Source organism: Hymenobacter baengnokdamensis (genome assembly GCF_008728635.1).
In the GTDB taxonomy this organism is placed as follows: Bacteria; Bacteroidota; Bacteroidia; order Cytophagales; family Hymenobacteraceae; genus Hymenobacter; species Hymenobacter baengnokdamensis.
This window is the reverse complement of sequence record NZ_CP044285.1, coordinates 4,097,694-4,117,975: the sequence shown is the minus strand read 5'-3', so window position 1 is coordinate 4,117,975 and position 20,282 is coordinate 4,097,694. Positions and strand designations below refer to the sequence as shown.

Sequence of the window (20,282 nt, the reverse complement as noted above, 5' to 3'; positions counted from 1 at the left end):
GAAAAGGCGAGCTAAAAACGATTAAATACTGAACGCCAGCGGATTTTCGGCGGGCGCCGCGAAGGCTTCGGGGTCGGTAGCCGTAATGAGGCCAGCGGCCAGCGTCGCGCCGGTTTGCTCCTCAACCAGAATAAAGGCGCCGGTGGCCCGGTTGTCGCGGTAGGTGTCGGCCACCAGCGGACGGGCAGTTCTGAGGCGCACCCGCACGATATCGTTGAGCTGGGCCTCGTCGGCGGCTACGCGCTCGAAAGTGGCCACGTTGGTGCGGTCAACAATGGTGGTTACGGCCGCTTTTACCACGGCGGCGTGGTGCTGAATCAGCAGCTTGCGGCCGGCTTTGAGCGGGCGCTCATCCATCCAGCACAGCGTAGCTTCCAGCTCGCGGGTGAGCGCGGGCGGCGCACTCAGCGGCACGATAGAATCGCCCCGGCTCACGTCTACATCGTCGCGCAGGCGCAGCACCACCGATTGCGGGGCCTCGGCCGAGGCTACTTCCTGCTGGTTCAGCTCAATGGCTTCGAGCACCGTTTCGAGGCCCGACGGCAAAATGCGCACGCGCTCGCCGGCCCGGTAGCGGCCGCTCTGAATGCGGCCGGCGTACGCGCGGTAGTCGGGCAGCTCCTCGGTCTGGGGCCGGATGACGTACTGCACCTGAAAGCGCGGTTCGTGGGGGTTGGCATCGGCTTCGGCCGGCACGCGCTCCAGGTGGTCGAGCAGGCTCGGGCCGGTGTACCAGGGCAGGTGTCGGGAAGGCCGCACCACGTTGTCGCCCTGCAAGGCGCTGAGCGGAATGGCTACCACTTCGGGCAAATGCAGGCGCCCGGCAATGAGCTGGTAGTCGGCCACAATCTGCCGAAAAACCCTTTCCTCGTAGCCCACCAGGTCCATCTTGTTCACGGCCAGCACAAAGTGCCGGATGCCTACCAGCGAAGCCAGCAGCGTGTGGCGGCGCGTTTGCTCAATAACGCCCTGGCGGGCATCTACCAGCACAATGGCCAGGTCGGCGTTGCTGGCCCCGGTCACCATGTTGCGGGTGTACTGCACGTGGCCCGGCGCGTCGGTGATGATAAACTTGCGGCGCGGCGTAGTGAAGTACTTGTGCGCCACGTCAATCGTGATGCCTTGCTCGCGCTCGGCCTTGAGGCCGTCGGTGAGCAGGGCCAGGTCGACGTCGCCGCTGCCGGCGCGGCGCTTTTCGAGCGTCGCTAGCACGTCGAGCGAAACCGAGTCGCTGTCGTAGAGCAGGCGGCCGATGAGCGTGCTCTTGCCATCATCGACGCTGCCGCAGGTGATAAAGCGAAGAATATCCATTTTGGTAATGCGCTGAATGTGAAAGATGTGAAAGTGTGAAAATGGGTATTTGAGAAAGTTGAAAAACGAAGCCGGTGCCGGGGAAAGACCCATGGCTTACTTGGTCATATCTTTCACATTCCCACATTCCTCACATTTAATTTTAAAAATACCCGTTGCGCTTGCGGTCCTCCATACCTGTTTCCGAGAGGTTGTCATCGAGGCGCGTGGCGCCGCGCTCGCTCACTTTGGCCAGCAGCAGGTCCTGAATAATGTCGTCGATGGTGACCGCGTCGCTTTCCACGGCGGCGGTGCAGGTCGAGTCGCCCACGGTGCGGAAGCGTACGCGCCGGCTCACTATCTCGTCGGTATCGTCGAGGTTGAGGTGCTCGCTCAGGCCGAGCAGCTGGCCGCTGGGCAGCACCACGCACTCGCGCTCGTGCGAGAAGTAAATGGCTGGCAGACTGATGTTTTCGCGCTGGATGTAGTTCCAAACGTCCAGCTCGGTCCAGTTGGAAATAGGGAATACGCGCACGTTTTCGCCCTTCTGGATGCGCCCGTTGTAGATGTTCCACAGCTCGGGGCGCTGGCGGCGCGGGTCCCACTGTCCAAACTCGTCGCGCACCGAGAAAATCCGCTCCTTGGCGCGGGCCTTTTCCTCGTCGCGCCGCGCCCCGCCGATGCAGGCATCAAACCCGAACTCTTCGATAACATCTAATAAAGTATATGTTTGCAAGGCGTTGCGGCTGGGGTATTTACCGCCCGGCTCCCGCAGGCCGCGCTCCCGAATGGTGTCTGCTACCTTGCGCACCAGCAGCTTTTCGCCCAGGGTGGCCGCCAGCTCATCCCGAAAATCGAGGATTTCCGGAAAGTTGTGGCCCGTGTCGATGTGCACCAGCGGAAACGGGAACTTGCCGGGCCGAAAAGCCTTTTCGGCCAGCCGTGTGAGGGCAATCGAGTCTTTGCCCCCCGAAAAAAGCAGCGCGGGCCGCTCAAACTGGCCGGCTACTTCGCGCAGAATATGAATAGCTTCGGCTTCGAGCCTGTCTAGGTAATCCATTGATAAATAATGTTTTATTTGCCGTTTGACTTTGCCGTTTGACTTTGCCGTTATGGCAAGCGTAGGGCTGTAACGACAGCTGGTTGGCGTGCTAAAGGGGCGCTAGCCAGGTAGGCGCTCCACTACCGGGTCGAGGCCCTGGTGCCCGAGCGTATGGTGCAGGCCGCACTCCTTGGCGTCGGCGTTTTCCCACCACCAGCGGCCGGCCCGGAAGTCTTCGCCCGGCGCAATGGCGCGGGTGCAGGGCGCGCAGCCAATGCTCACAAAGCCCTGCTGGTGCAGCGGATTAACCGGAATGCCGTGGGCCTGCGCAAAGCTCCAGGCCTGCTCCCAGGTCCAGTCGAACAGCGGGTGTACTTTCAGGAGCTGGTGGCCGGCGTCCCACTCGGCGCGGTGCATATGCTGGCGGTTGGCCGACTGCTCGGCGCGGATGCCCGTTATCCACACCTGCTGGCCGGCCAGAGCGCGGGCCAGCGGCTCCACCTTGCGAATGTGGCAGCATTCCTGACGGTTTGCGATGCTTTCGTAGAAGCTGTTGGGCCCTTTCCGGGTCAGCATCTTTTCGAGGCTAGCGGCCTGTGACGCAACTACTTCAATGGGCTGGCCGTAGCGCTGCAGGGTCTTGTTCCAGGTAGAGTAGGTTTCCTGAAAGTTGCGGCCGGTATCGAGGGTAAATACCCGGATGGGCAACTCGTGCTCGAAAATAAAGTGGCTGATTAGCTGGTCTTCCAGGCCAAAAGACGTCGAAAACGACACCCGGCCGGGAAAGTGGTCGGCCAGCAGGGCCAGCGTTTCGGGTACCGAGTGCTCGGGCAGGTACCGGCGCAGGTCATCGACCCGGGCCTGGAGAATAGCATCCATAAAGTAAAAGGGGAGGGGATTTTCGCGATGGAAATCGCAGAAAAAAACGAGGCCGGCACAACGGGGCGCTCCGGCCAGGCATAGCAAGGCCCGGGAGTGCGTTAATGACCCGAATGGTGAGATAGCCGGCCGGCTGTGGCCACGCTAAGTGGCCTTAACAGCTCCGCATAGCCCGCATCGGCATTCCGGCGGGGCGGCACATACAACAACACCCATGCTGTAAAGCAGCAAGTGAGGTGGTCGTAGAGGGGAAGTTGTTAGAGCAGCACACGGCAACTTGTTTTTATATCGTCAGCGCTTAGCTGCGCTGACCTTCGGTTGGCACCGTTTGGGAATGCCCAATGGTTGCCGGCGGTTCGTCGAGCCTATCTCTCCACGCCTCTGTATAAAAACAATCCTTCTGGCAAGAGGAATTGATGGCGCAAAGGTATAATAGGAATTTTGAAAATTCCAAACGAACAAAAATAAATAGCTAATTACTTGACACTCAACGGGCGGCTCCTCGTTAGAGAAGCCGCCCGTTGAGTGTCAAGTAATATAAGCCCGGAGATGGCCAATTGGTTTAGCGACAGCAGCGCGCTACCCGGCCCGCGCTGCTAAAACCCGCCTTTGTCGAGGTTCAGGTCTTCTTTGGGCGCGGCCCCCATAAACGGATAAGGATATTCGGTGGGCGGGTTGAAGGTTTCTTTGATGGCCCGGGGCGACACCCAGCGCTGCAGGTTGAGCAGCGAGCCGGCCTTGTCGTTGGTACCCGAGGCCCGGGCCCCGCCGAAGGGCTGCTGACCGACCACGGCGCCGGTCGGCTTGTCGTTGATGTAGAAGTTGCCGGCCGCGTTCACCAGCTTCTTGGTAGCCAGGTCGATAGCGTAGCGGTCTTGCGAGAAGACGGCCCCGGTAAGCGCGTAGGGCGAGGTGCTGTCTACTACGTCGAGGGTTTGCTCAAACTGGTCCGCGTCGTACACGTGCACCGTCACGACGGGGCCAAACAGCTCGTCGCACATCGTCACGTACTTGGGGTCTTTGGCCAGGATAACGGTCGGCTCCACGAAGTAGCCTTTCGACTTGTCGTAGCCGCCGCCGGCAATTATCTCAGCCTCGGTGCTGGCTTTGGCGCCGTCGATATACTTAGCCAGCTTGTCGAAGCTGGCTTCGGTGATAACGGCGTTGATGAAGTTGGTAAAATCCTCCACATCCCCCATTTTCATCGAAGCCAAATCCTGCTTCACGTAGCCCAGAATCTCGTCAGCGAGGTTGGAAGGCAGGTATACCCGCGAGGCGGCCGAGCACTTCTGGCCCTGGTACTCAAACGCGCCGCGCGTGATGGCCGTGGCCACGGCTTTGGCATGGGCCGAGGGGTGGGCCAGGATAAAGTCCTTGCCGCCGGTTTCACCCACTATGCGGGGATAAGATTTATAGAGGTGAATGTTCTGCCCGATTTCCTGCCAGATAGTCTGGAATACCTTGGTCGAGCCCGTGAAGTGAATACCGGCAAAGTCGCGGTGCTTAAAAATAACGTCGCCGGCTACCGGGCCATCCACGTAAATGAGGTTGATGACGCCGGCCGGCACGCCGGCTTCCTGAAATAACTCCATCAGCACCTGGGCCGAGTAGATTTGCGGGTAAGCGGGCTTCCACACCACCACGTTGCCCATCAGGGCCGCCGAGGCGGGCAGGTTGGCGGCAATGGAGGTGAAGTTGAACGGGGTGAGGGCAAACACGAAGCCTTCGAGCGGGCGGTGCTCGAGGCGGTTCCACATGCCGGGCGACGACTCGGGCTGCTGGCGGTAGATTTCCTGGGCAAAATAAACGTTAAAGCGCAGGAAGTCAATCAGCTCGCAGGCCGCGTCAATTTCGGCCTGGAATGCGTTTTTACTCTGGCCCAGCATGGTAGCCGCGTTGATACGGGCCCGGTAGGGGCCGGCCAGCAGCTCGGCGGCCTTCAGAAAAACGGCGGCGCGCTCTTCCCAGGGCAGGCTGGCCCAGGCGTGACGGGCGGCCAGGGCAGCATTGATGGCCTGGGTTACGTGGCTGGCATCGCCCTCATGAAAGTGGGCCAGTACGTGCCGGTGGTCGTGGGGCGGCGCCAGGGGCAGGGTGCGGCCGGTGCGCACCTCCTGGCCCCCGATGTGCATCGGAATGTCGCGCTCCACCTGCTTGATGCGCTTTAGCTCTTTGACCAGCTCGATGCGCTCGGGCGAGCCAGGGGCGTAGCCTTTAACAGGCTCGTTGATGGGGGTAGGAACTCGGAAAAAGGCGTTGGACATAAGCAGTAGGGGCGGGGGTAAGGCTGGTGAGAAGCAGACCGCAAAGGTAACAGCTACTGCCGGAGCCATGCGGCAGGCCACCTGGGCCGCACTATAAAAGCCACCCAACTGCTTTGACAGCAGCTGAATGGCTTTTATATTAAAAAAAGACTATGTAATAAATGCTGGCCTGCTTTAGCGGGCGCGGCGGGCGCGCAGGCGCTTGAGGCCATAGGCCACGCCCGAGGCCAGCAGCAGTGAAGCGCCGCCATCGAGGGGCACGGCGGTGGGGTCCTGAGGGGCCGGGCCACCCGAGCCGGGGGCCTGGGCCTTAGCGAGAAGCGTGACCAGAATAAAGGCTGAAGCCAGGTAGTAGCGCATAAGGAGAAAGTGAAAAGCTGGATACATTAAACCAAAGAATCCTGGTGGGCAACCGACGCTTGCCGGCCGCCCACCAGGCCGTGGAGTTATTCTACCACGAGTTTCTTCACTACCACGCCAGCACTGGTGCTTAGGCGTAGCATATAGATGCCGGTAGGCAGTTCCGTCAGGTCGAGCTGATGGGGAGCAGCACCCTGAGCGGGCAGCACTACCGTGCGCGCTTCGCGGCCTACGGCGTCGAGCAGCGTGGCCGTTACGGCCTGGCGGCCGAGGCTAACGGGCAGCTCCACGAACGCCTGCTTTTTAGCCGGGTTCGGGTACAAGGCAACTTGCTGGGCCAGGGCGGCCGACACCGTCGCCAGTGCCTGCTGCGGCGAGAATACCAGCTCGAAGCGGCCGGTAATCAGGGCCGTGGCGTTGGTTACCGTAAACTGGTAGCTCGACTGCTGGGCCAGGTCGACCACGGCCCCACTTTGCAGGTCGCGCAGGTACACCGGCACGTTGGTCAGGTTCAGCAGCTGGGCGGCCGTGAACGTGTAGCTGCCTGCGGCGGGCACGCCCACGGCCAGGGGTACTACGCGCTGGCTGGCACCCAACTCGGCGCGGCCATCAATAGCCAGCTGCTGGCCAGTGATGCTGGTCGAGAGATTCAGCCCGGAGGTGTTGGGCAGCTTCACGGCATCATACTGCGCGTCGAAGCCATCGGTAGCGCCGTTCTGGAAATACACGTAGGCATCGTCCGTGGCATTGCCGCTCGTGCCCTTCAGGGTGAGCTGCACCAAGGGCCGGGTTTCGGCAGTGCGCTGGAACGTAGTGCCGTTGGGCGAAGTCAGGCGCTGGCTATTACGGAAAGTGAGCGAGCCGCTGGTCTGGCCGCTGCTTACCCGCGTAAAGAAGCCCTGGCCCGAGGGCAGCACAGGGTTGCCACCGATGCCATTAACGTAGCTGCGGTACTGACCCTGGTACTGGGCAGTGCTGCTGAATACATAGATGGCGGCATCAAGGCCCGGGCGGTCGGCGGGGGCCACCAGGCTGTAGTCGAGCGGCGAGGGGTAGGGGTTACCTAGCAGCTGCCAACCGCCATCGTTGGGGTAGGTGCTGCGGTTGCTGGCCAGGTTCAGCGTCAGGTTGCCGTTGTTGAGCGTACCCATAAAGTCCACCAGCTCCGACGCGCCAATATTGACCGTGTAGCCCTGCCCCACCGCGAGCGGGTCGCTCAGGGCATTGGGCGAGAAGAAGCCCTTGTCGAAGAGCGCCGAGCTGTTGGTGAGCGAGAGTCGGCTCTGGTCGTAGCCATATACCGTGGGGAAAGGCCGCTCCAGCGTAGGCGTAGCCGACGTGTTGTAGGTCGGGTTTACCACGGGCGTAAAGCCGCTGGTCGTCAGGTCAGCCACCGTGGTATTGCTCACTGGCGCTGAATAGTGACGGTAGCCCAGGCCTGGGTTCAGGCTGGGGTCGATGTAGCGCTGCACGGTAGCCGTGCCCGTTACTACCCCGTTATTATTTACCACTAGGGCATCGCCGCTGGCCGAAGAAAGCAGCGTGAGCGGGTTGCCGTTGGTAGCGAAGTTGCCGTTGAGCGTGAGCAGGCGCTGCACCGAGGTGCTGGCCGAGGTGCTCGACTGCGCCCCGCTGGCCCCAATGGTCAGGTTGTAGAAGCGGGTGTTGCTGCTGCCCAGGATGTTGGCCAGGGCAGTCGAGCCCAGCGCTACCGTACCGCCCGTGGCAGCGAAGGTGCTGTTGTTGGTCAGGTCGCCGCGAACGTCTAGCGTGCCGCCGGTCTGGGTGAAGCTGGCTCCGCTATTAATGGTCAGGTTTTTAGCCGAAGCCGTGCCCGCTGCAATCAGTGGATACCGGGGTGTTCCGGTCGGGATAATGGCATCGAGTGTGGTGGTGGGCACACCAGCCGTCCAGTTGCCTGCGGTATACCAGTCGGCACTGACGTTACCCGTCCAGGTAGTGAACGTAATGGGCGCATACGTAATGCTGAACTGGGGGGCGGCGGTGTTGCCGTTGCCGGCCTGGTCCTGGGCTACGTTGGCGGGCACGTTCACCGTTACCGGGCCGGCCGCGGTGGGCGTCACGTTGAAGGTATAAGTGGCGCCCGAGCCACTAACGGTGCCAACCGAGCCGTTGCTCACCGTCACGCCCGCGGCCGAGAAGCCCGTTACGGCCTCCGAGAAGGTGACGGTGACGGGAATGGGCGAGGTCGTCGTCGGATTGCCGGCCGCGGAGCTGATGGCCACGGTCGGGGGCACCGAGTCGACGGTGAAGGTGATGGTAGACGAGTTGGGGCTCACGGCCGAGCCGCTGGTTTGGGCCGTAGCCCGCACCGTGTGCGCGCCCTGGGCCAGGGCCGTGGGCTGGGTGAAGCTGAAGCTGCCGCCGGCCGAGGCCGTGGTGGTGCCGATGCTGGAGCCGTCCACGTACACTGTTACCGTCGAGTTAGCCGCGGCCGTGCCGCCATAGGTGGGGGTCGTAGTGGTGGCGTAGCTGCCATTGGCCGGGCTGCTCACCACCGGCGCTGCCGTCACCGGCTGCGTGTACGTAATGCTGAACTGGGGGGCAGCCGTGTTAGGGGTATTGTTGGCATCGGTGGCTGCTCCGGCCGGCACGTTTACTGTCACCAGGCCGTTAGCCGAAGGTGTTACGTTAAACGTGTAGGTGGTGCCCGAGCCCGCGAAGCCTGAAACCGAGCCGTTGCTCACCGTCACGCCCGCCACCGAGAAGCCTGTTACGCTCTGCGAGAAGGTGACAGTGACGGGAATGGGCGAAGTACCCGTGGTGCCGCCGCTGGCGCCGGCCGTGCTGCTGATGCTGGCGGTCAGGGCCGAGGCCGTCACGGAGAAGGTAGCCGAGGTGAAGGTGGAATAGCCGCTGCTGCTCGGCTGAATGGTGCCGATGAACACGCCGTTCAGGAATACGTTCAGTGCCTGGTCTACCGTGGTGCAGCACACGCGCTGGGCAGTCTGGAAGCTCACCTGGTAGCTATTGCCGGTAGGCAGAGCCAGGTTTTGCTGCAGCTGGCCGTTTTGCTGCATCTGGCCGCTGCCGGTGCTTTGCACAAAAGCCACGGCAATGCCATTCGGTATGGGGGTAGTCGGCGTAAAGGCACTGCCCGCATTGGCAATGCCCGACTGGGCATTGAACGTCCAGCTGGCACCGGTCGGGTTGTAGCCGTAGTTGCCGTTGGCTAATGCGTCGTGGGTTTCGAAGCTGGGGTTTTGCAGGGCATTGGCAAACGGCGAGCCGCTGCTGAGTACCTGCACCACGTCCACGAAGGCCGTTACGTCGGAGCCCGTGCCGCCCGTGCCGACAATCGTCAGCTGTGGGGCAGCGGCGAAGCTCTTAGTGATGGTGAAACTCTCTCCACTGGTGTAGGGCACGTTCGAAACCGTGGGCGTAATGCCCGTGGTATTTGCTACGTTCAGGCGCAGCGTGCCGTCGCCGATGCCAGTGTTTACTACCACCGTGTAGGTAGTGCCCGAGCCGCTCACGCTGCTAACCGAAGTACCACTAACGCTGCCCCCATTCGTGACCGAGAAATTGGAAGTCGTTACTCCCGTTACGCTGGCCGCGAATACTACCTGGTAGCTTACCTGGGTCATGGCCGTGGGTGAGGGCGAGTTAAGGCTGCGCGTCACCGAGGCCACCGTGGTAGTAGGCAGGTTATACGTAATGCTGAACTGGGGGGCGGCGGTGTTGCCGTTGCCGGCCTGGTCCTGGGCCACGTTGGCGGGCACGTTCACCGTTACCGGGCCGGCCGCGGTGGGCGTCACGTTGAAGGTATAAGTGGCGCCCGAGCCACTAACGGTGCCAACCGAGCCGTTGCTCACGGTCACGCCCGCGGCCGAGAAGCCCGTTACGGCCTCCGAAAAGGTGACGGTGACGGGAATGGGCGAGGTCGTGGTGCTGCTGCCACTGGCACCGGCCGCAGAGCTGATGGCCACGGTCGGGGGCACCGAGTCGACGGTGAAGGTGATGGTAGACGAGTTGGGGCTCACGGCCGAGCCGCTGGTTTGGGCCGTAGCCCGCACCGTGTGCGCGCCCTGGGCCAGGGCCGTGGGCTGGGTGAAGCTGAAGCTGCCGCCGGCCGAGGCCGTGGTGGTGCCGATGCTGGAGCCGTCCACGTACACTGTTACCGTCGAGTTAGCCGCGGCCGTGCCGCCATAGGTGGGAGTAGTAGTGGTGGCGTAGCTGCCATTGGCCGGGCTGCTCACCACCGGCGCTGCCGTTACCGGCTGCGTGTACGTAATGCTGAACTGGGGGGCAGCCGTGTTGCCGTTGCCTGCTTGGTCCTGGGCCACGTTGGCGGGCACGTTCACCGTTACCGGGCCGGCCGCGGTGGGCGTCACGTTGAAGGTATAAGTGGCGCCCGAGCCACTAACGGTGCCAACCGAGCCGTTGCTCACGGTCACGTCGCCGGCTACGAAGCCGGTTACGTTCTCCGAAAAGGTGACAGTGACGGGAATGGGTGAAGTGCCCGTGGTGCCGCCGCTGGCGCCGGCCGTGCTGCTGATGGCCACCGTGGGCGGCACCGTATCAACGGTGAAGGTGTTGGTGTTGGAGTTGGCACTCGTCGAGGCGTTTACCGTAGCGGTAGCCCGCACCGTGTGCGCGCCCTGGGCCAGGGCCGTGGGCTGGGTGAAGCTGAAGTTGCCGCCGGCCGAGGCCGTGGTGGTGCCGATGCTGGAGCCGTCCACGTATACCGTTACCGTTGAGTTAACTTGTGAAGTGCCCGAGTAGGTGGGCGTAGTGGTGGTGGAGAAGCCCCCGTTGGCTGGCGCGGTAACTACCGGGGCGTTGGGCGTAGTCGTGAAGCTGCTTGTGGTGCCGTAGCTCGTGCCTGTGCTATTGACAGCGTAGGCTCGCACGTAGTAAGTGGTGCCCGGCGTCAGGCCTGAGATGGTGGCCGAGAACGTCCCCGTACCCGAGCCGTTCGCCACTTTCGTGTCGCTCGTCGTGGGCGTGGTGTTGGTGGTGCTGTACACCACGCCCCGGTCCGTCACGGTCGCGCCGCCGTCGCTGGTCACGTTGCCGCCGAGCACGGCGCTGGTGGTGGTGATGCTGGCAGCCGCCGTCGTCGTCACGGTAGCCGGGGTATTCACGGTGAAGGTGACGCCGTTGCTGGTGCCCCCGCCCGTCGTGATAGTGACGTTGCCGGTGGTAGCACCGGTGGGCACCGTGGCCGTGGCCGTCGTCGCGTTCGTCACGCTGAAAGTGATGGCCGCCGTGCCGTTAAAGCTCACGCCGGTAGCCCCGGTAAAGTTGGTGCCGGTCAAAGTCACCGACGTGCCAATCGGCCCGGAGGTAGGGTTGAGGCTGGTGAGAGTCGGCGGAAGTACGCTCACCTGGCCGATAAACCCGACTCCGTTGCTCAGCGTGGTGCTGCCAAAGGTGGCCGGTGCAACCATCACGCCCCCTACCATAGCCTGGCCGCCGCTAATGGCAATGCCAAAGCCGCTATCGAGGTCACTGCCACCGCCACTCACGGCCCCGCTATTCGCCAGCCCCGAACCGCTATCGGTATACTTGGCTACAAACACGTCATTGTTACCCGAACCCGAGCCCGACAGCGTGGTACCACTGATAACAGCCGAGGTGCCGGCAACGAAACTGCCCGTTGCTACTATAGTCCCGTTGTTCACGGCAATACCTCCCTGACCATCAAAGTCGTCGCCGCTGCCGCCACCACTCAGGGCGCCACCATTAGTTAGCCCCGAACCATTATCGATATATTTGGCCACAAACATATCTACGCCACCCGCTCCTGCCAGCGACGTGCCGCTGATGCTGGCCGAAGAGCCGGAAGCAAAAACACCCGTCACATACACGTTGGTGCCGTTTACGGCAATACCATAGGCATTGTCCGACATTGTACTGCCGCCGCGCACGGCCCCACCGCCCGTAAAGCCCGAGCCGTTGTCAGTATACTTGGCCACGAAGAAATCCTGGCTATTGGTGCCGGAGCCGGACGGCAGCGTGGTGCCAGCGATGACGACCGGAGTTGTGCTGTTAGAATTATACTTGCCTGCTACGTACACTTTCGTGCCGTTTACCGCAACGGCGTTGCCCGCGTCGGCAATCGAGCCGCCGCCGCTCACGGCTCCGCCATTGGTGAAGCCGTTCGTAGCTGAGCCGGGGTCAGTGTAGCGGGCTAGAAAGAAATCCGTGCTGCCATTACCCGTTAATGTTGTACCACTAATGCTGACTGTGCCGCTAGCGGCGATAAGAAACTGGCCCGTTATGTACACGGTGCTGCCATTTACGGCAATAGCGGTACCCTTGTCGGTGCCGGTATTACCCTCGCTGATAGCCCCGCGGGCGGTGAAGGTGGTGCCATTATCCACGTACTTGGCCACGAATATGTCTAGGTTAGTGGTGCCAGTGCCCGCCAGCGGAGTGCCGCTGATGGTGGTCGAGGTACCGGACGTAAACTGGCCCGTTATATACACCGTGCTACCGTTCACGGCAATGCCGTTGCCCTGGTCATCGTCGGTGCCACCACCGCTGGCGGCCCAGGCAAAGGAGCTGGTGCTGGTACTATACTTAGCCACGAATATATCGGTGCGGCCCGCGCTGGTAAGCGTGGTAGTCCCGAAGGTGGCTGAGCCCGAGTAGTAGCCGGTGATGAAGGCATCGCCGGCGGCGTTAACAGCCACCGCATTCACGGTAGCGCCCGAGGTACTGACGGCGCTTTGCCAGGCAGGCGCCTGGGCGCGGCCAGCCAGCGGCCGCAGCAGCGCCAGTAGCAGCAGCACGGGCAGAAGTAGCTTTTGTTTCATGTTAAGAAGGAAGAGAAATGATAAACTGAAAAAAATCGGTGTAGCGCAATGGCAGGGCAGGTAAGCAGCCCGGCTCAGGCGGGTGCCGCCTGAAGCAGCGTGCCCAGCACCTCGCCTGCCTGCACGCCCATGCCGGCCAGCTGCCCACCCGTGAAGTAGCCTTCATCGAGGGCCACGATGTCGAGTTGCAGCACCTGGCCCGCGCCGCAGGCCACCAGCAGCGCCTGGCCGGGGGCGGCCAGCACCACGGTGCCGGGCGCGGCGGCTACGGTTTCGGGCCGCACAGTTGCGCTCAGCACCCGTAGCGGCTGCCCGCGCAGCTCGGCCAGGGCGCCCCGGTTCCAGGGGTTGGCAGCCCGCACCAGGCGGGCCAGGCTTTCGGCCGGCTCCTGCCAGTCGAGGCAGAGGTCGGGCAGGCCGGGGCGGGGCCAGTAGCGGGCGGCGCTTTCGTCCTGCGGCTGGCCGGGCTCGCCGGCGCGCAGGGCATCCAGCAGCTGGCGGCCGGTGCCCACGGCCGCCAGCGCCAGGTGGGCGCGGTGCAGGCCGTGGGTGTCGTGGGGGCCAATGGGTACGGGCGTGGCCACCAGTACCGGGCCGGTGTCGAAGTCGGCGGCCATGCGGTGGGCCGTCACGGCTCCGGCCGGCTCGCCGTTGCGCAGCTGCCAGAACGTCGGTTCGGGCCCCCGGTAGCCGGGCAGCGCCGCAAAGTGTACATTAATAAACCCCTGCGGCGGCAGCGCCAGCACGGCCGCCGGAATGCGCCACGGAAACGTGAGCACCAGCACGGCCGTGGGCTGCACCTCTGCTACCCACCCGGCCAGCGCCGGGCCCAGGCCCCGCCGCGCCAGCTGGCGCGGCGGAGTGCCGGCCTGCGTCAGCAGCTCGCTCAGCCGGCTGGCCTCTTCACGGCCGCTGGCGGGCACGGCCACGCCGGCTACCACGCCCTGGCTCAGCAGGTCTTGCAGCAGGGGCCAGCCCAGGAGGCTGCTGATGATAACGGCCAGGCGCATAAGGTGGTAGGGGAAAGGAGAAATCAGACTGGTTGCCCGCCGGGCGTTGCGTGCTTCCGGGTAGCTGCGGCTAGGCAGTGTTGGTTAGCTGCGCGAAGGATAAACGCCATTCAGCGCGATGACGTAGTTCAGGCCCAGCGCCGGGGAGCGGTTTTCGTGCGGCTGGTTGCCGCCAGCGTTGGCGGTAGTACCCGTGATGGAGGCCATTGCGACGGTGGCCGGGCCGGCGCTGTACTGCTTGGCATCCCCAACGGAAAGAAAGTTGCCCGTGGGCTCCTGGTCTTCCTGGTCAGACGAGGCTTGCAGGGTACCCGTGATGGAGTGCTGGTGGGCCGGTAGCTGGGTAGTGAGCAGCGTTACCGTCTCGGTCCCGCCTGCCTGGCCCTGGAGGTAGTTTTGTAGCCCTGGCCCCTGGCCCACGCCTACCGGCACCCGGCTGCGCAGGTCGGGCAGGCCGAAGGTGGTGGTGCCATTACCGCCAAACGTGGTGCCCAGCAGCGAAAACAGGGCCTGGTTCTGGTTGATGGATAGCAGTTGGCCGTTGCAGAAAGCCCAGTTTTTGGGGGCAAAGTTGATGCCGATGGGGCGAATCTCGCCGATGTATGGTTCGTCCATAAGAAAAGCAAGGATAAAAAAACAAGTGAAAAAATGAGCGGCGCAACCCCTACGGTTGGGGCGGATAATTCCCTTCCGTGCAGATGATATAGTTTAGCGCCAGCACGGGCTGCAGGTTGGTGTGCGGCTGGCTGCCGCCGGCCGCCTGGGCGGTGGCTACCAGTGCCGCAGCATTCAGCGTCTTGCCGGCAGTAGCCGAGGTGGCGTAGGGATTAGTCGTGCTGTTGCCCGGAAAATTCAGCTTAGGGTCGGCGGCCGTGCCGGTGGCCGTGCCCCCTGGCGCCGCCGCAAACGGGTGCTGGTGAGTGGGCAGCTGGTTGGTAGTCAGCGTCACGTTTTCGACCCCCACCTGCTGGCCCAGCTGGTAAGCCGAGAGGCCGGGGCCGGCTGCCCCCCCTTGGGCGCCTATTCCTAGCCGGCTGCGCATATCGGGCACGTTAAAGGTGGTTTGCCCGTCGCCCCCGTAGGTGGTGCCGAGCAGGGCATAAAGGGCATCGTATTGGGAGATGGACAGCGTCTGTCCATTGCAGGCCACCCAGCCCACCGGGGCAAACGTGAAGCCGACGGCGCGAATCTCGCCGAGGTACGGAGTTGACATAGTAAGCTAGCTTAATAAGGAAAGATGAGAGGAAAGCGGGCACTTTATTGCCGCTGCGGGAAAACTCCCTGCCACGCGATGCAGTAATTGAGCGGCAGGTAAGGCATGCGGTTGTCGTGGGGCTGGCTGCTTCCTGCCGGGCTGGCAGTACCGGTCACCACGCCGGCGGCCATGCTGCCGTTGTCGGCCGTCGAGCCATATTCCTCCGACGCCGTCTTGGCGAAGTAGCCGTTCAGCGGCGAAGGGGCAGTGCCCCGGCCGGTATTTACCGGCACCGCGGCGCTCACGCCGTGGGTATGCACTGGCATCTCAGCAGCTAGCAGCGTTACGCTTTCGGTGCCTGTCGCGGTGCCCTGGGGGTAGCTTTGTAGCCCTGGCCCCTGGCCCGCGCCTATGCAGGCCCGTCCGCGTAGGTCGGGCAGGGCAAATGTGCTGGTGCCATTGCCACCATACTGAGTGCCGAGCAGCGAAAACAGCGCGGTGTACTGCTGAATGGCCAGCAGCTGGCCGCTGCACGTGAACCAGCCCTGCGGCGCGAAGGTGTAGGGCATCAGGCGGATTTCTCCCACAAAAGGGTCCATACTAAAAAAGTAAAGGGTGAAAGGAAATAAGGTAACTGGACAGAAGGTAAAATTAGGCTACTCTGGCCTGAGTCTGACGCTGGTGGAGCAGCCGCAGCTCAGTCAGGGCCGTGGTAGTAGCCGGGCCGTTGGCCATCTTAATGGCGCAAAACGTGCCTGCCGGCGTGACCCCGCCCAGCTTGGGCAAGGCGAAAAGGGTGCGGCCGTCGCCGCCGTAGGTATAGTTCAGCAGCGCAAACAAGGCCGGGTGCTCGGCTACCGGCAGCAGCCGGCCATCGCAGGGCGTCCAGCCCGCTGGCACGGCCGCGCCTGCCAACAGCTTCACCATGCCAATGTATTCATCGCCCCCGGCGAGCGCCGCCCCCGCCGGAAGCAGCAGGGTGCCAGAGGAGGCCGGGGCGGCCAGCAAGGCTGCCGGGGCGGCCAGCAAGCCCGTGCCAAGCAGGGCGCTCAGGCCTTTCAGCCAGTTTCGCCTCGAAGCAGAGCTAGGGAGGGCTGGGGTGGCAGCTCCATACCCATTGGCTTGAGTAGTAAGTTTTTTCATGCGTTGAAGAGAAGGTAGAAGGAAGGATAGAAGAAGCACAGGGTACTGAGCGCCCAGGCCGGCCGGACCGGGCATTATACAAACCGGCGAAGCAGGCCAGGCAGAGCGGGCCGGTTTCGGATATAAGAACCTGATGGAGGCAGAGTCACCGATTCTCGGTGATTCTGCCAGGGGCTTGCCGGGCAGCAGAGGTGCGCTAAAGCAGCACTAAGGCCGGGCAGGCAAGAAAAAGGAAAGCTGTGGTACCTAAGGAGGTAGCTGCCAGCAAAGCTAAAGAAAACTGTTGTGATTAGCACCCTAGCAGACAGGTATTTTACCGGGCTGAGCGGTATTTTTAATGCCACAAAGTAATAGCCTGCCGGGAGCGCTTTTTAGCGTAGAAATACTTGGTCTTTGACTACCGTATTTCTACGCTAAAAAGCGCTCCCGACAGGCCGGCGTCTTTTGGCAGTGTCTGCGTGCCCGCTACAGAAAATCGCGCAGCTCATCCAGACTGCTGATTTCGTAGGTTGTCTGGGCAAAGTGCCGCCGCTTCTCCGGGTTGAAGTACACCTGGTCGATACCCGCGTTGTAGGCCCCCAGCACGTCGCACTCCAGGTTGTCGCCTATCATCAGGCTCTCGGTGGCGGTGGCGCCGGCCCGCTCCAGCGCGTGGGCAAACATGCGCGGGTCGGGCTTGAGGTGGCCGCTGGCCTCGGAGGTAATAATCTCGTCGAAATAAGGCGTGAGGCTCGACGAAGCCAGCTTGATGTGCTGCACGTCCTCAAACCCATTGGTGATGAGATGCAGAATATAGCCTTTTTGCTTTAGATAGCCCAGCACCTCGTGGGTGTGCGGAAATACGGCTGCCTTGCGCGGCAAAATGCTGGTAAACCGCTGCGAGATATCGGCCGGAATGTCGGCTTCGGCCACGCCGAGCCGGGTAAGCGTGCGGGTAAAGCGTACTTCGCGCAGCTGCTTCTGCGTCACTTTATTGCTCTGGTAGAGCCGCCACAGGGCGTGGTTTACTTCGCTGTAGCGCTGGCTAAACTGCGCAAACGACAAGCCGTGGCGGGCCAGGTCGTAGTCGGCAAACAACTGCCGGAGCGTTTCGTTGGCATTGGTTTCGAAATCCCAAAGCGTGTGGTCGAGGTCGAAAAAAAGGTGCCGGTAGGCTTTCATACGGAGGAAAAGAACTTATTTTTTGGCGCTGCCGGGCCGGCTGGCTGCCAGTGCTTCTATGATGCGCGCCGCCTGCCTGGGCTGCACGTCGTTGTAGTAAATTTCATCGGGATATACTACCAACGCTGCCCCAGGGCCTTTTTTGCAGTGCTCGCAGCGGTCGAGGCAGCTGCAGGTCTGAATGCGGGTGTGCAGCTTTTGCCCGTCGGCGAGCATCGTTTTCACGCCCTGGGCTTTCAGCTCCTTTTTCAGGGCTTTGGCAACATCTTCGCCAATCCCCGATTTCTGATTAGTGCAAACAAACAGGCGGCGCTCAGGCATGAAGGTTATTTTCTTAATATAGTAAATAATATATATTTGCTGTTACGCTGGCGGCAGCCAGCGGCGGTTTTGGATTTTGTAAGCCGCCAGCTCCCGGTTATTCCAGAGCGTTTGGTACACCTGCTGGTCGCGCACCAGCTGGGGGTCGCGCTCCATCAGCCCTAGCAATTGCTGGAGCAGCTCAAGGGTTTCGTCGCGCAGAAAATAAAACATCCAGTTATCGAGCCGGCGCACGCCCACCAGGCCCGCGTTCTTCAGATAAGCCAGCTGGCGCGACGTTTTGGTTTGAGTAAAGTCGAGCACCTGCTCCAGGTCGCCGACCACCATTTCCTGATTGCGCCACAGCAAATGCAGGATGCGCACGCGGCTTTCGTCGCCGAGTGCTTTAAAAAGCTGCTGCCCGAATGCAACCGGGAAATGTTTTACGCGCATCTACGGTTAAGAATGGCTGAGCCGGCCAGGCCGGGCCCTTCAAAAGTACGACCGGCGGGTAGGTTCGTATATTTGTTACAGCACAACCCCGATAACCTGTCCCGCCGTGAATAGTCGCCGTTTCCTTTTGATGCTTAGCCTGGTACTCTTCACCGGGCTGCTGGCCGCTCCTCACGCCTGGGCACAGGGCAAGCGCCGGATAGTGCAGTTTACGGGTATTGTGGCGAGCGGCGACAGCTTATTGGGCGTGCCCGGCGCGTCGGTGTACGTACCCAAGGCCGGCCGCGGCACCACCACCAACGCCTACGGCTACTTCTCGATGGCTGTGCTGGCCGGCGATAGCGTAGTCATTCGCTCGCTGGGCTACCGCAATCAGACTATTATCGTACCGGCTGACTATCAGCGCCAAAGCTTTTCGGTTATTATCTCCCTAAAGGAAGACGCTACCGTGCTGCCCGAAGTGCGCATCTTCCCGTATGCCACCGAGCAGGCCTTTAAGCGGGCCTTCCTGGCGCTGCGCATGCCCACTGAAAAAGGCTCGGCAGCCGCCGACAACCTCAACGAGGAGCTGATGCGCAAGATATTTAACTCGCAGCCCATGGGGGCCACGGCCAACTTTCGCCAAACCATGTCGCAGCAGCAGTATAACTACGACCGCCGCATGGGCACTGCCCCCAACCCGCACAGTAACAACCCATTGCTGAACCCCTTTAGCTGGCTGCAATTGGTGAAGCAGGTAAAGGATGGCGAGTTTAAGAAGAAAGAAGGGACTGACTATTAGCTCGACCAGCGGCTAAAATTTTAGAACCCCTGGGCGATTTTGCAGGTAAAGCGAAGGTGGCAGTCAATTGCCACCTTTTGCTTTTGCTATGGATACAAATCTTCCGGTTTCGACGCAGCCGCGCGTGGTAATAGTGGGCGGCGGCTTTGGGGGCCTGCGGCTGGCGCAGTCGCTGGCCGATGCGCCCGTGCAGGTAGTGATGGTAGACCGCAACAACTACCACAATTTTCAGCCGCTGCTCTACCAGGTGGCCACCGGCGCCCTGGAGGCCGATAGCATCGCCTACCCGCTGCGTAAGATTTTTGCGGGCCAGCAAAACTTCTTCTACCGCATGGCCGACGTGAAGGGCGTGGTGCCGGCCACCAAGACCCTGCAAACGAGCGTGGGCGATATTCGCTACGACTACCTGGTGCTGGCCACGGGCTCACTCACCAATTTTTTTGGGATAGAAAGCATCGAAAAAAACGCGATGCAGATAAAAAGCATCCCGAACGCGCTGAACCTGCGCAGCTTCATCTTCCAGAACTTTGAGCAGGCGCTGCTCGAAACTGACCCCGAAAAGCGGCAGGCGCTGCTCAATATCGTAGTGGTGGGCGGCGGCCCGACGGGTGTCGAAATCAGCGGCTCGCTGGCCGAGATGCGCCGGCACGTATTGCCCAAAGACTACCCCGAGCTGGACCTGCGCCAGATGCAGATTTTCCTGGTCGAGGCCGGCCCGGCGCTGCTGGGGCCTATGTCGAAGGCCTCGCAGGCCGATGCCAAGCGCTACATGGACGAGCTGGGCGTGCTGGTGCATCTCAACACGGCTATCAAGCGCTTTGAGGATGGCCGGGCTTACTATTCCGACACGGAGTTTATCCCGACCGAAAATATGGTGTGGGCAGCCGGCGTCAACGGGGCCGCTATCCCGGGCCTGCCCGACGAGGTAGTAACCCGCAACAAGCGCCTCACCGTGAACCTGTGGAACCAGGTGCAGGGCGTGCCCCAGGTGTTTGCCATCGGCGACGTGGCCAACATGGTAACCCCAGAGATGCCCAAGGGCCTGCCCATGCTGGCCCCCGTAGCCCAGCAGCAGGCCGAGCAGCTGGCCGATAACCTGCAGCGCCTCATTCGGGCGAAGTGCCCAAGGATTTCAAGTACACCAATAAAGGGGTGATGGCCATTGTGAGCCGCAACAAGGCCGTGGTAGACCTGCCCAAAAACGTGCACTTCCGGGGCTTCCTCGGCTGGCTCACCTGGCTGTTTGTCCACCTGATGACGCTGGTGGGCTTCCGCAACAAGGTGGTGGCGTTTGTAGACTGGGCCTTTAGCTATTTCAGCTCCGACCAGGCGCTGCGCCTGATTATCCGGCCTTTTTCGCGCCGCGATATGAAAGACGACAAGGGCAAGCGGGCCGCCGAGCTCGCCACGGCTACTGCGCAGTACAACCCCACGCCGCCCGCCATTCAGGAGGAGGTAACGCAGCCGGCACCGCTACCGGCCTCGTAAAAGCAACTGCCTCCGCATCGTTCGAGCGGAGAGCCCGCCCATACATCAGATTGGAAACGGCGCTAAAAACCCCTCGGCATCACTGCCGAGGGGTTTTAGTTATTTAAATAATATATTATTTTTTCTAATAT

The 20,282-nt window shown here is 62.0% G+C and carries 17 protein-coding genes and 1 riboswitch; of the genes, 3 read left to right on the top strand and 14 right to left on the bottom strand.

The annotated features are described in order from the left end of the window. Nucleotides 1–21: 21 nt before the first annotated feature. The 14 genes from F6X24_RS17530 to F6X24_RS17465 form a co-directional block, all read right to left on the bottom strand. Entirely contained in the window at nt 22–1,404 is a 1,383-nt protein-coding gene (locus tag F6X24_RS17530) for a sulfate adenylyltransferase subunit 1 (protein WP_317132496.1), read from the bottom strand. 49 nt (nt 1,405–1,453) lie between these two features. Continuing rightward, nucleotides 1,454–2,350: a sulfate adenylyltransferase subunit CysD gene (cysD, locus tag F6X24_RS17525; protein WP_151089236.1), complete on the bottom strand. Its 897-nt coding sequence runs from the start codon at nt 2,348–2,350 to the stop codon at nt 1,454–1,456. 102 nt (nt 2,351–2,452) lie between these two features. Next, a complete protein-coding gene (locus F6X24_RS17520) occupies nt 2,453–3,211 on the bottom strand; it encodes a phosphoadenylyl-sulfate reductase (protein ID WP_151089235.1) in 759 nt (252 codons plus the stop codon). Between the two features lie 280 nt (nt 3,212–3,491). Then, nucleotides 3,492–3,603: riboswitch (SAM riboswitch) on the bottom strand. 204 nt (nt 3,604–3,807) lie between these two features. Next, nucleotides 3,808–5,475 (bottom strand): L-glutamate gamma-semialdehyde dehydrogenase, encoded by a 1,668-nt coding sequence (gene pruA / locus F6X24_RS17515; RefSeq protein ID WP_151089234.1) that lies wholly within the window; start codon nt 5,473–5,475, stop codon nt 3,808–3,810. 174 nt (nt 5,476–5,649) lie between these two features. Further along, a complete protein-coding gene (locus F6X24_RS17510; protein WP_151089233.1) occupies nt 5,650–5,835 on the bottom strand; it encodes a PID-CTERM protein-sorting domain-containing protein in 186 nt (61 codons plus the stop codon). An 86-nt stretch (nt 5,836–5,921) separates the two neighbouring features. Continuing rightward, nucleotides 5,922–12,620 carry an Ig-like domain-containing protein gene (locus F6X24_RS17505; protein WP_151089232.1) on the bottom strand — a complete coding sequence of 2,233 codons (6,699 nt, stop codon included), beginning with the start codon at nt 12,618–12,620 and terminating at the stop codon, nt 5,922–5,924. A 74-nt stretch (nt 12,621–12,694) separates the two neighbouring features. Then, nucleotides 12,695–13,630 carry a methionyl-tRNA formyltransferase gene (locus F6X24_RS17500; protein WP_151089231.1) on the bottom strand — a complete coding sequence of 312 codons (936 nt, stop codon included), beginning with the start codon at nt 13,628–13,630 and terminating at the stop codon, nt 12,695–12,697. 84 nt (nt 13,631–13,714) lie between these two features. Next, the gene (locus tag F6X24_RS17495; protein ID WP_151089230.1) at nt 13,715–14,245 is read right to left on the bottom strand and encodes a phage tail protein; all 531 of its coding nucleotides are present in this window, start codon (nt 14,243–14,245) and stop codon (nt 13,715–13,717) included. Nucleotides 14,246–14,294: 49 nt separating this feature from the next. Further along, the gene (locus tag F6X24_RS17490) at nt 14,295–14,843 is read right to left on the bottom strand and encodes a phage tail protein (protein WP_151089229.1); all 549 of its coding nucleotides are present in this window, start codon (nt 14,841–14,843) and stop codon (nt 14,295–14,297) included. Nucleotides 14,844–14,887: 44 nt separating this feature from the next. Further along, entirely contained in the window at nt 14,888–15,424 is a 537-nt protein-coding gene (locus tag F6X24_RS17485) for a phage tail protein (protein ID WP_151089228.1), read from the bottom strand. Nucleotides 15,425–15,476: 52 nt separating this feature from the next. Then, nucleotides 15,477–15,968, bottom strand: coding sequence for a phage tail protein (locus tag F6X24_RS19240; RefSeq protein WP_229725205.1), 492 nt, complete (start codon nt 15,966–15,968; stop codon nt 15,477–15,479). A 465-nt stretch (nt 15,969–16,433) separates the two neighbouring features. Next, nucleotides 16,434–17,129, bottom strand: coding sequence for a YjjG family noncanonical pyrimidine nucleotidase (locus tag F6X24_RS17475; protein WP_151089227.1), 696 nt, complete (start codon nt 17,127–17,129; stop codon nt 16,434–16,436). A 15-nt stretch (nt 17,130–17,144) separates the two neighbouring features. Further along, a complete protein-coding gene (locus tag F6X24_RS17470) occupies nt 17,145–17,450 on the bottom strand; it encodes a (2Fe-2S) ferredoxin domain-containing protein (protein WP_151089226.1) in 306 nt (101 codons plus the stop codon). Nucleotides 17,451–17,492: 42 nt separating this feature from the next. Further along, nucleotides 17,493–17,882, bottom strand: coding sequence for an ArsR/SmtB family transcription factor (locus F6X24_RS17465; RefSeq protein ID WP_151089225.1), 390 nt, complete (start codon nt 17,880–17,882; stop codon nt 17,493–17,495). Nucleotides 17,883–18,012: 130 nt separating this feature from the next. On the opposite strand from F6X24_RS17465, the gene F6X24_RS17460 reads away from it, so the two are divergent. The 3 genes from F6X24_RS17460 to F6X24_RS19385 all read left to right on the top strand — a co-directional run bounded on the left by F6X24_RS17460 (nt 18,013) and on the right by F6X24_RS19385 (nt 20,151). After that, nucleotides 18,013–18,663, top strand: a complete 651-nt coding sequence (locus F6X24_RS17460) for a carboxypeptidase-like regulatory domain-containing protein (protein ID WP_229725529.1) — start codon at nt 18,013–18,015, stop codon at nt 18,661–18,663. An 88-nt stretch (nt 18,664–18,751) separates the two neighbouring features. Beyond that, complete coding sequence (locus F6X24_RS17455) at nt 18,752–19,819, top strand: NAD(P)/FAD-dependent oxidoreductase (RefSeq protein WP_317132495.1); 1,068 nt, start codon at nt 18,752–18,754, stop codon at nt 19,817–19,819. Continuing rightward, nucleotides 19,783–20,151: a hypothetical protein gene (locus tag F6X24_RS19385; protein ID WP_317132494.1), complete on the top strand. Its 369-nt coding sequence runs from the start codon at nt 19,783–19,785 to the stop codon at nt 20,149–20,151. The genes F6X24_RS17455 and F6X24_RS19385 overlap by 37 nt, the downstream gene beginning before the upstream one ends. The last annotated feature ends 131 nt before the right edge of the window (nt 20,152–20,282 follow it).

Bases quoted from the DNA above. Each gene is read 5' to 3' on its own strand.
- F6X24_RS17455 (WP_317132495.1), top strand. From the start codon at position 18,752: ATGGATACAAATCTTCCGGTTTCGACGCAGCCGCGCGTGGTAATAGTG.
- cysD (WP_151089236.1), bottom strand. From the start codon at position 2,350: ATGGATTACCTAGACAGGCTCGAAGCCGAAGCTATTCATATTCTGCGC.
- F6X24_RS17460 (WP_229725529.1), top strand. From the start codon at position 18,013: ATGCTTAGCCTGGTACTCTTCACCGGGCTGCTGGCCGCTCCTCACGCC.
- F6X24_RS17485 (WP_151089228.1), bottom strand. From the start codon at position 15,424: ATGGACCCTTTTGTGGGAGAAATCCGCCTGATGCCCTACACCTTCGCG.
- F6X24_RS17520 (WP_151089235.1), bottom strand. From the start codon at position 3,211: ATGGATGCTATTCTCCAGGCCCGGGTCGATGACCTGCGCCGGTACCTG.
- F6X24_RS17465 (WP_151089225.1), bottom strand. From the start codon at position 17,882: ATGCGCGTAAAACATTTCCCGGTTGCATTCGGGCAGCAGCTTTTTAAA.
- F6X24_RS19240 (WP_229725205.1), bottom strand. From the start codon at position 15,968: ATGAAAAAACTTACTACTCAAGCCAATGGGTATGGAGCTGCCACCCCA.
- pruA (WP_151089234.1), bottom strand. From the start codon at position 5,475: ATGTCCAACGCCTTTTTCCGAGTTCCTACCCCCATCAACGAGCCTGTT.
- F6X24_RS17500 (WP_151089231.1), bottom strand. From the start codon at position 13,630: ATGCGCCTGGCCGTTATCATCAGCAGCCTCCTGGGCTGGCCCCTGCTG.
- F6X24_RS17510 (WP_151089233.1), bottom strand. From the start codon at position 5,835: ATGCGCTACTACCTGGCTTCAGCCTTTATTCTGGTCACGCTTCTCGCT.
- F6X24_RS17490 (WP_151089229.1), bottom strand. From the start codon at position 14,843: ATGTCAACTCCGTACCTCGGCGAGATTCGCGCCGTCGGCTTCACGTTT.
- F6X24_RS17475 (WP_151089227.1), bottom strand. From the start codon at position 17,129: ATGAAAGCCTACCGGCACCTTTTTTTCGACCTCGACCACACGCTTTGG.
- F6X24_RS17530 (WP_317132496.1), bottom strand. From the start codon at position 1,404: ATGGGTCTTTCCCCGGCACCGGCTTCGTTTTTCAACTTTCTCAAATAC.
- F6X24_RS17495 (WP_151089230.1), bottom strand. From the start codon at position 14,245: ATGGACGAACCATACATCGGCGAGATTCGCCCCATCGGCATCAACTTT.
- F6X24_RS17470 (WP_151089226.1), bottom strand. From the start codon at position 17,450: ATGCCTGAGCGCCGCCTGTTTGTTTGCACTAATCAGAAATCGGGGATT.
- F6X24_RS17505 (WP_151089232.1), bottom strand. From the start codon at position 12,620: ATGAAACAAAAGCTACTTCTGCCCGTGCTGCTGCTACTGGCGCTGCTG.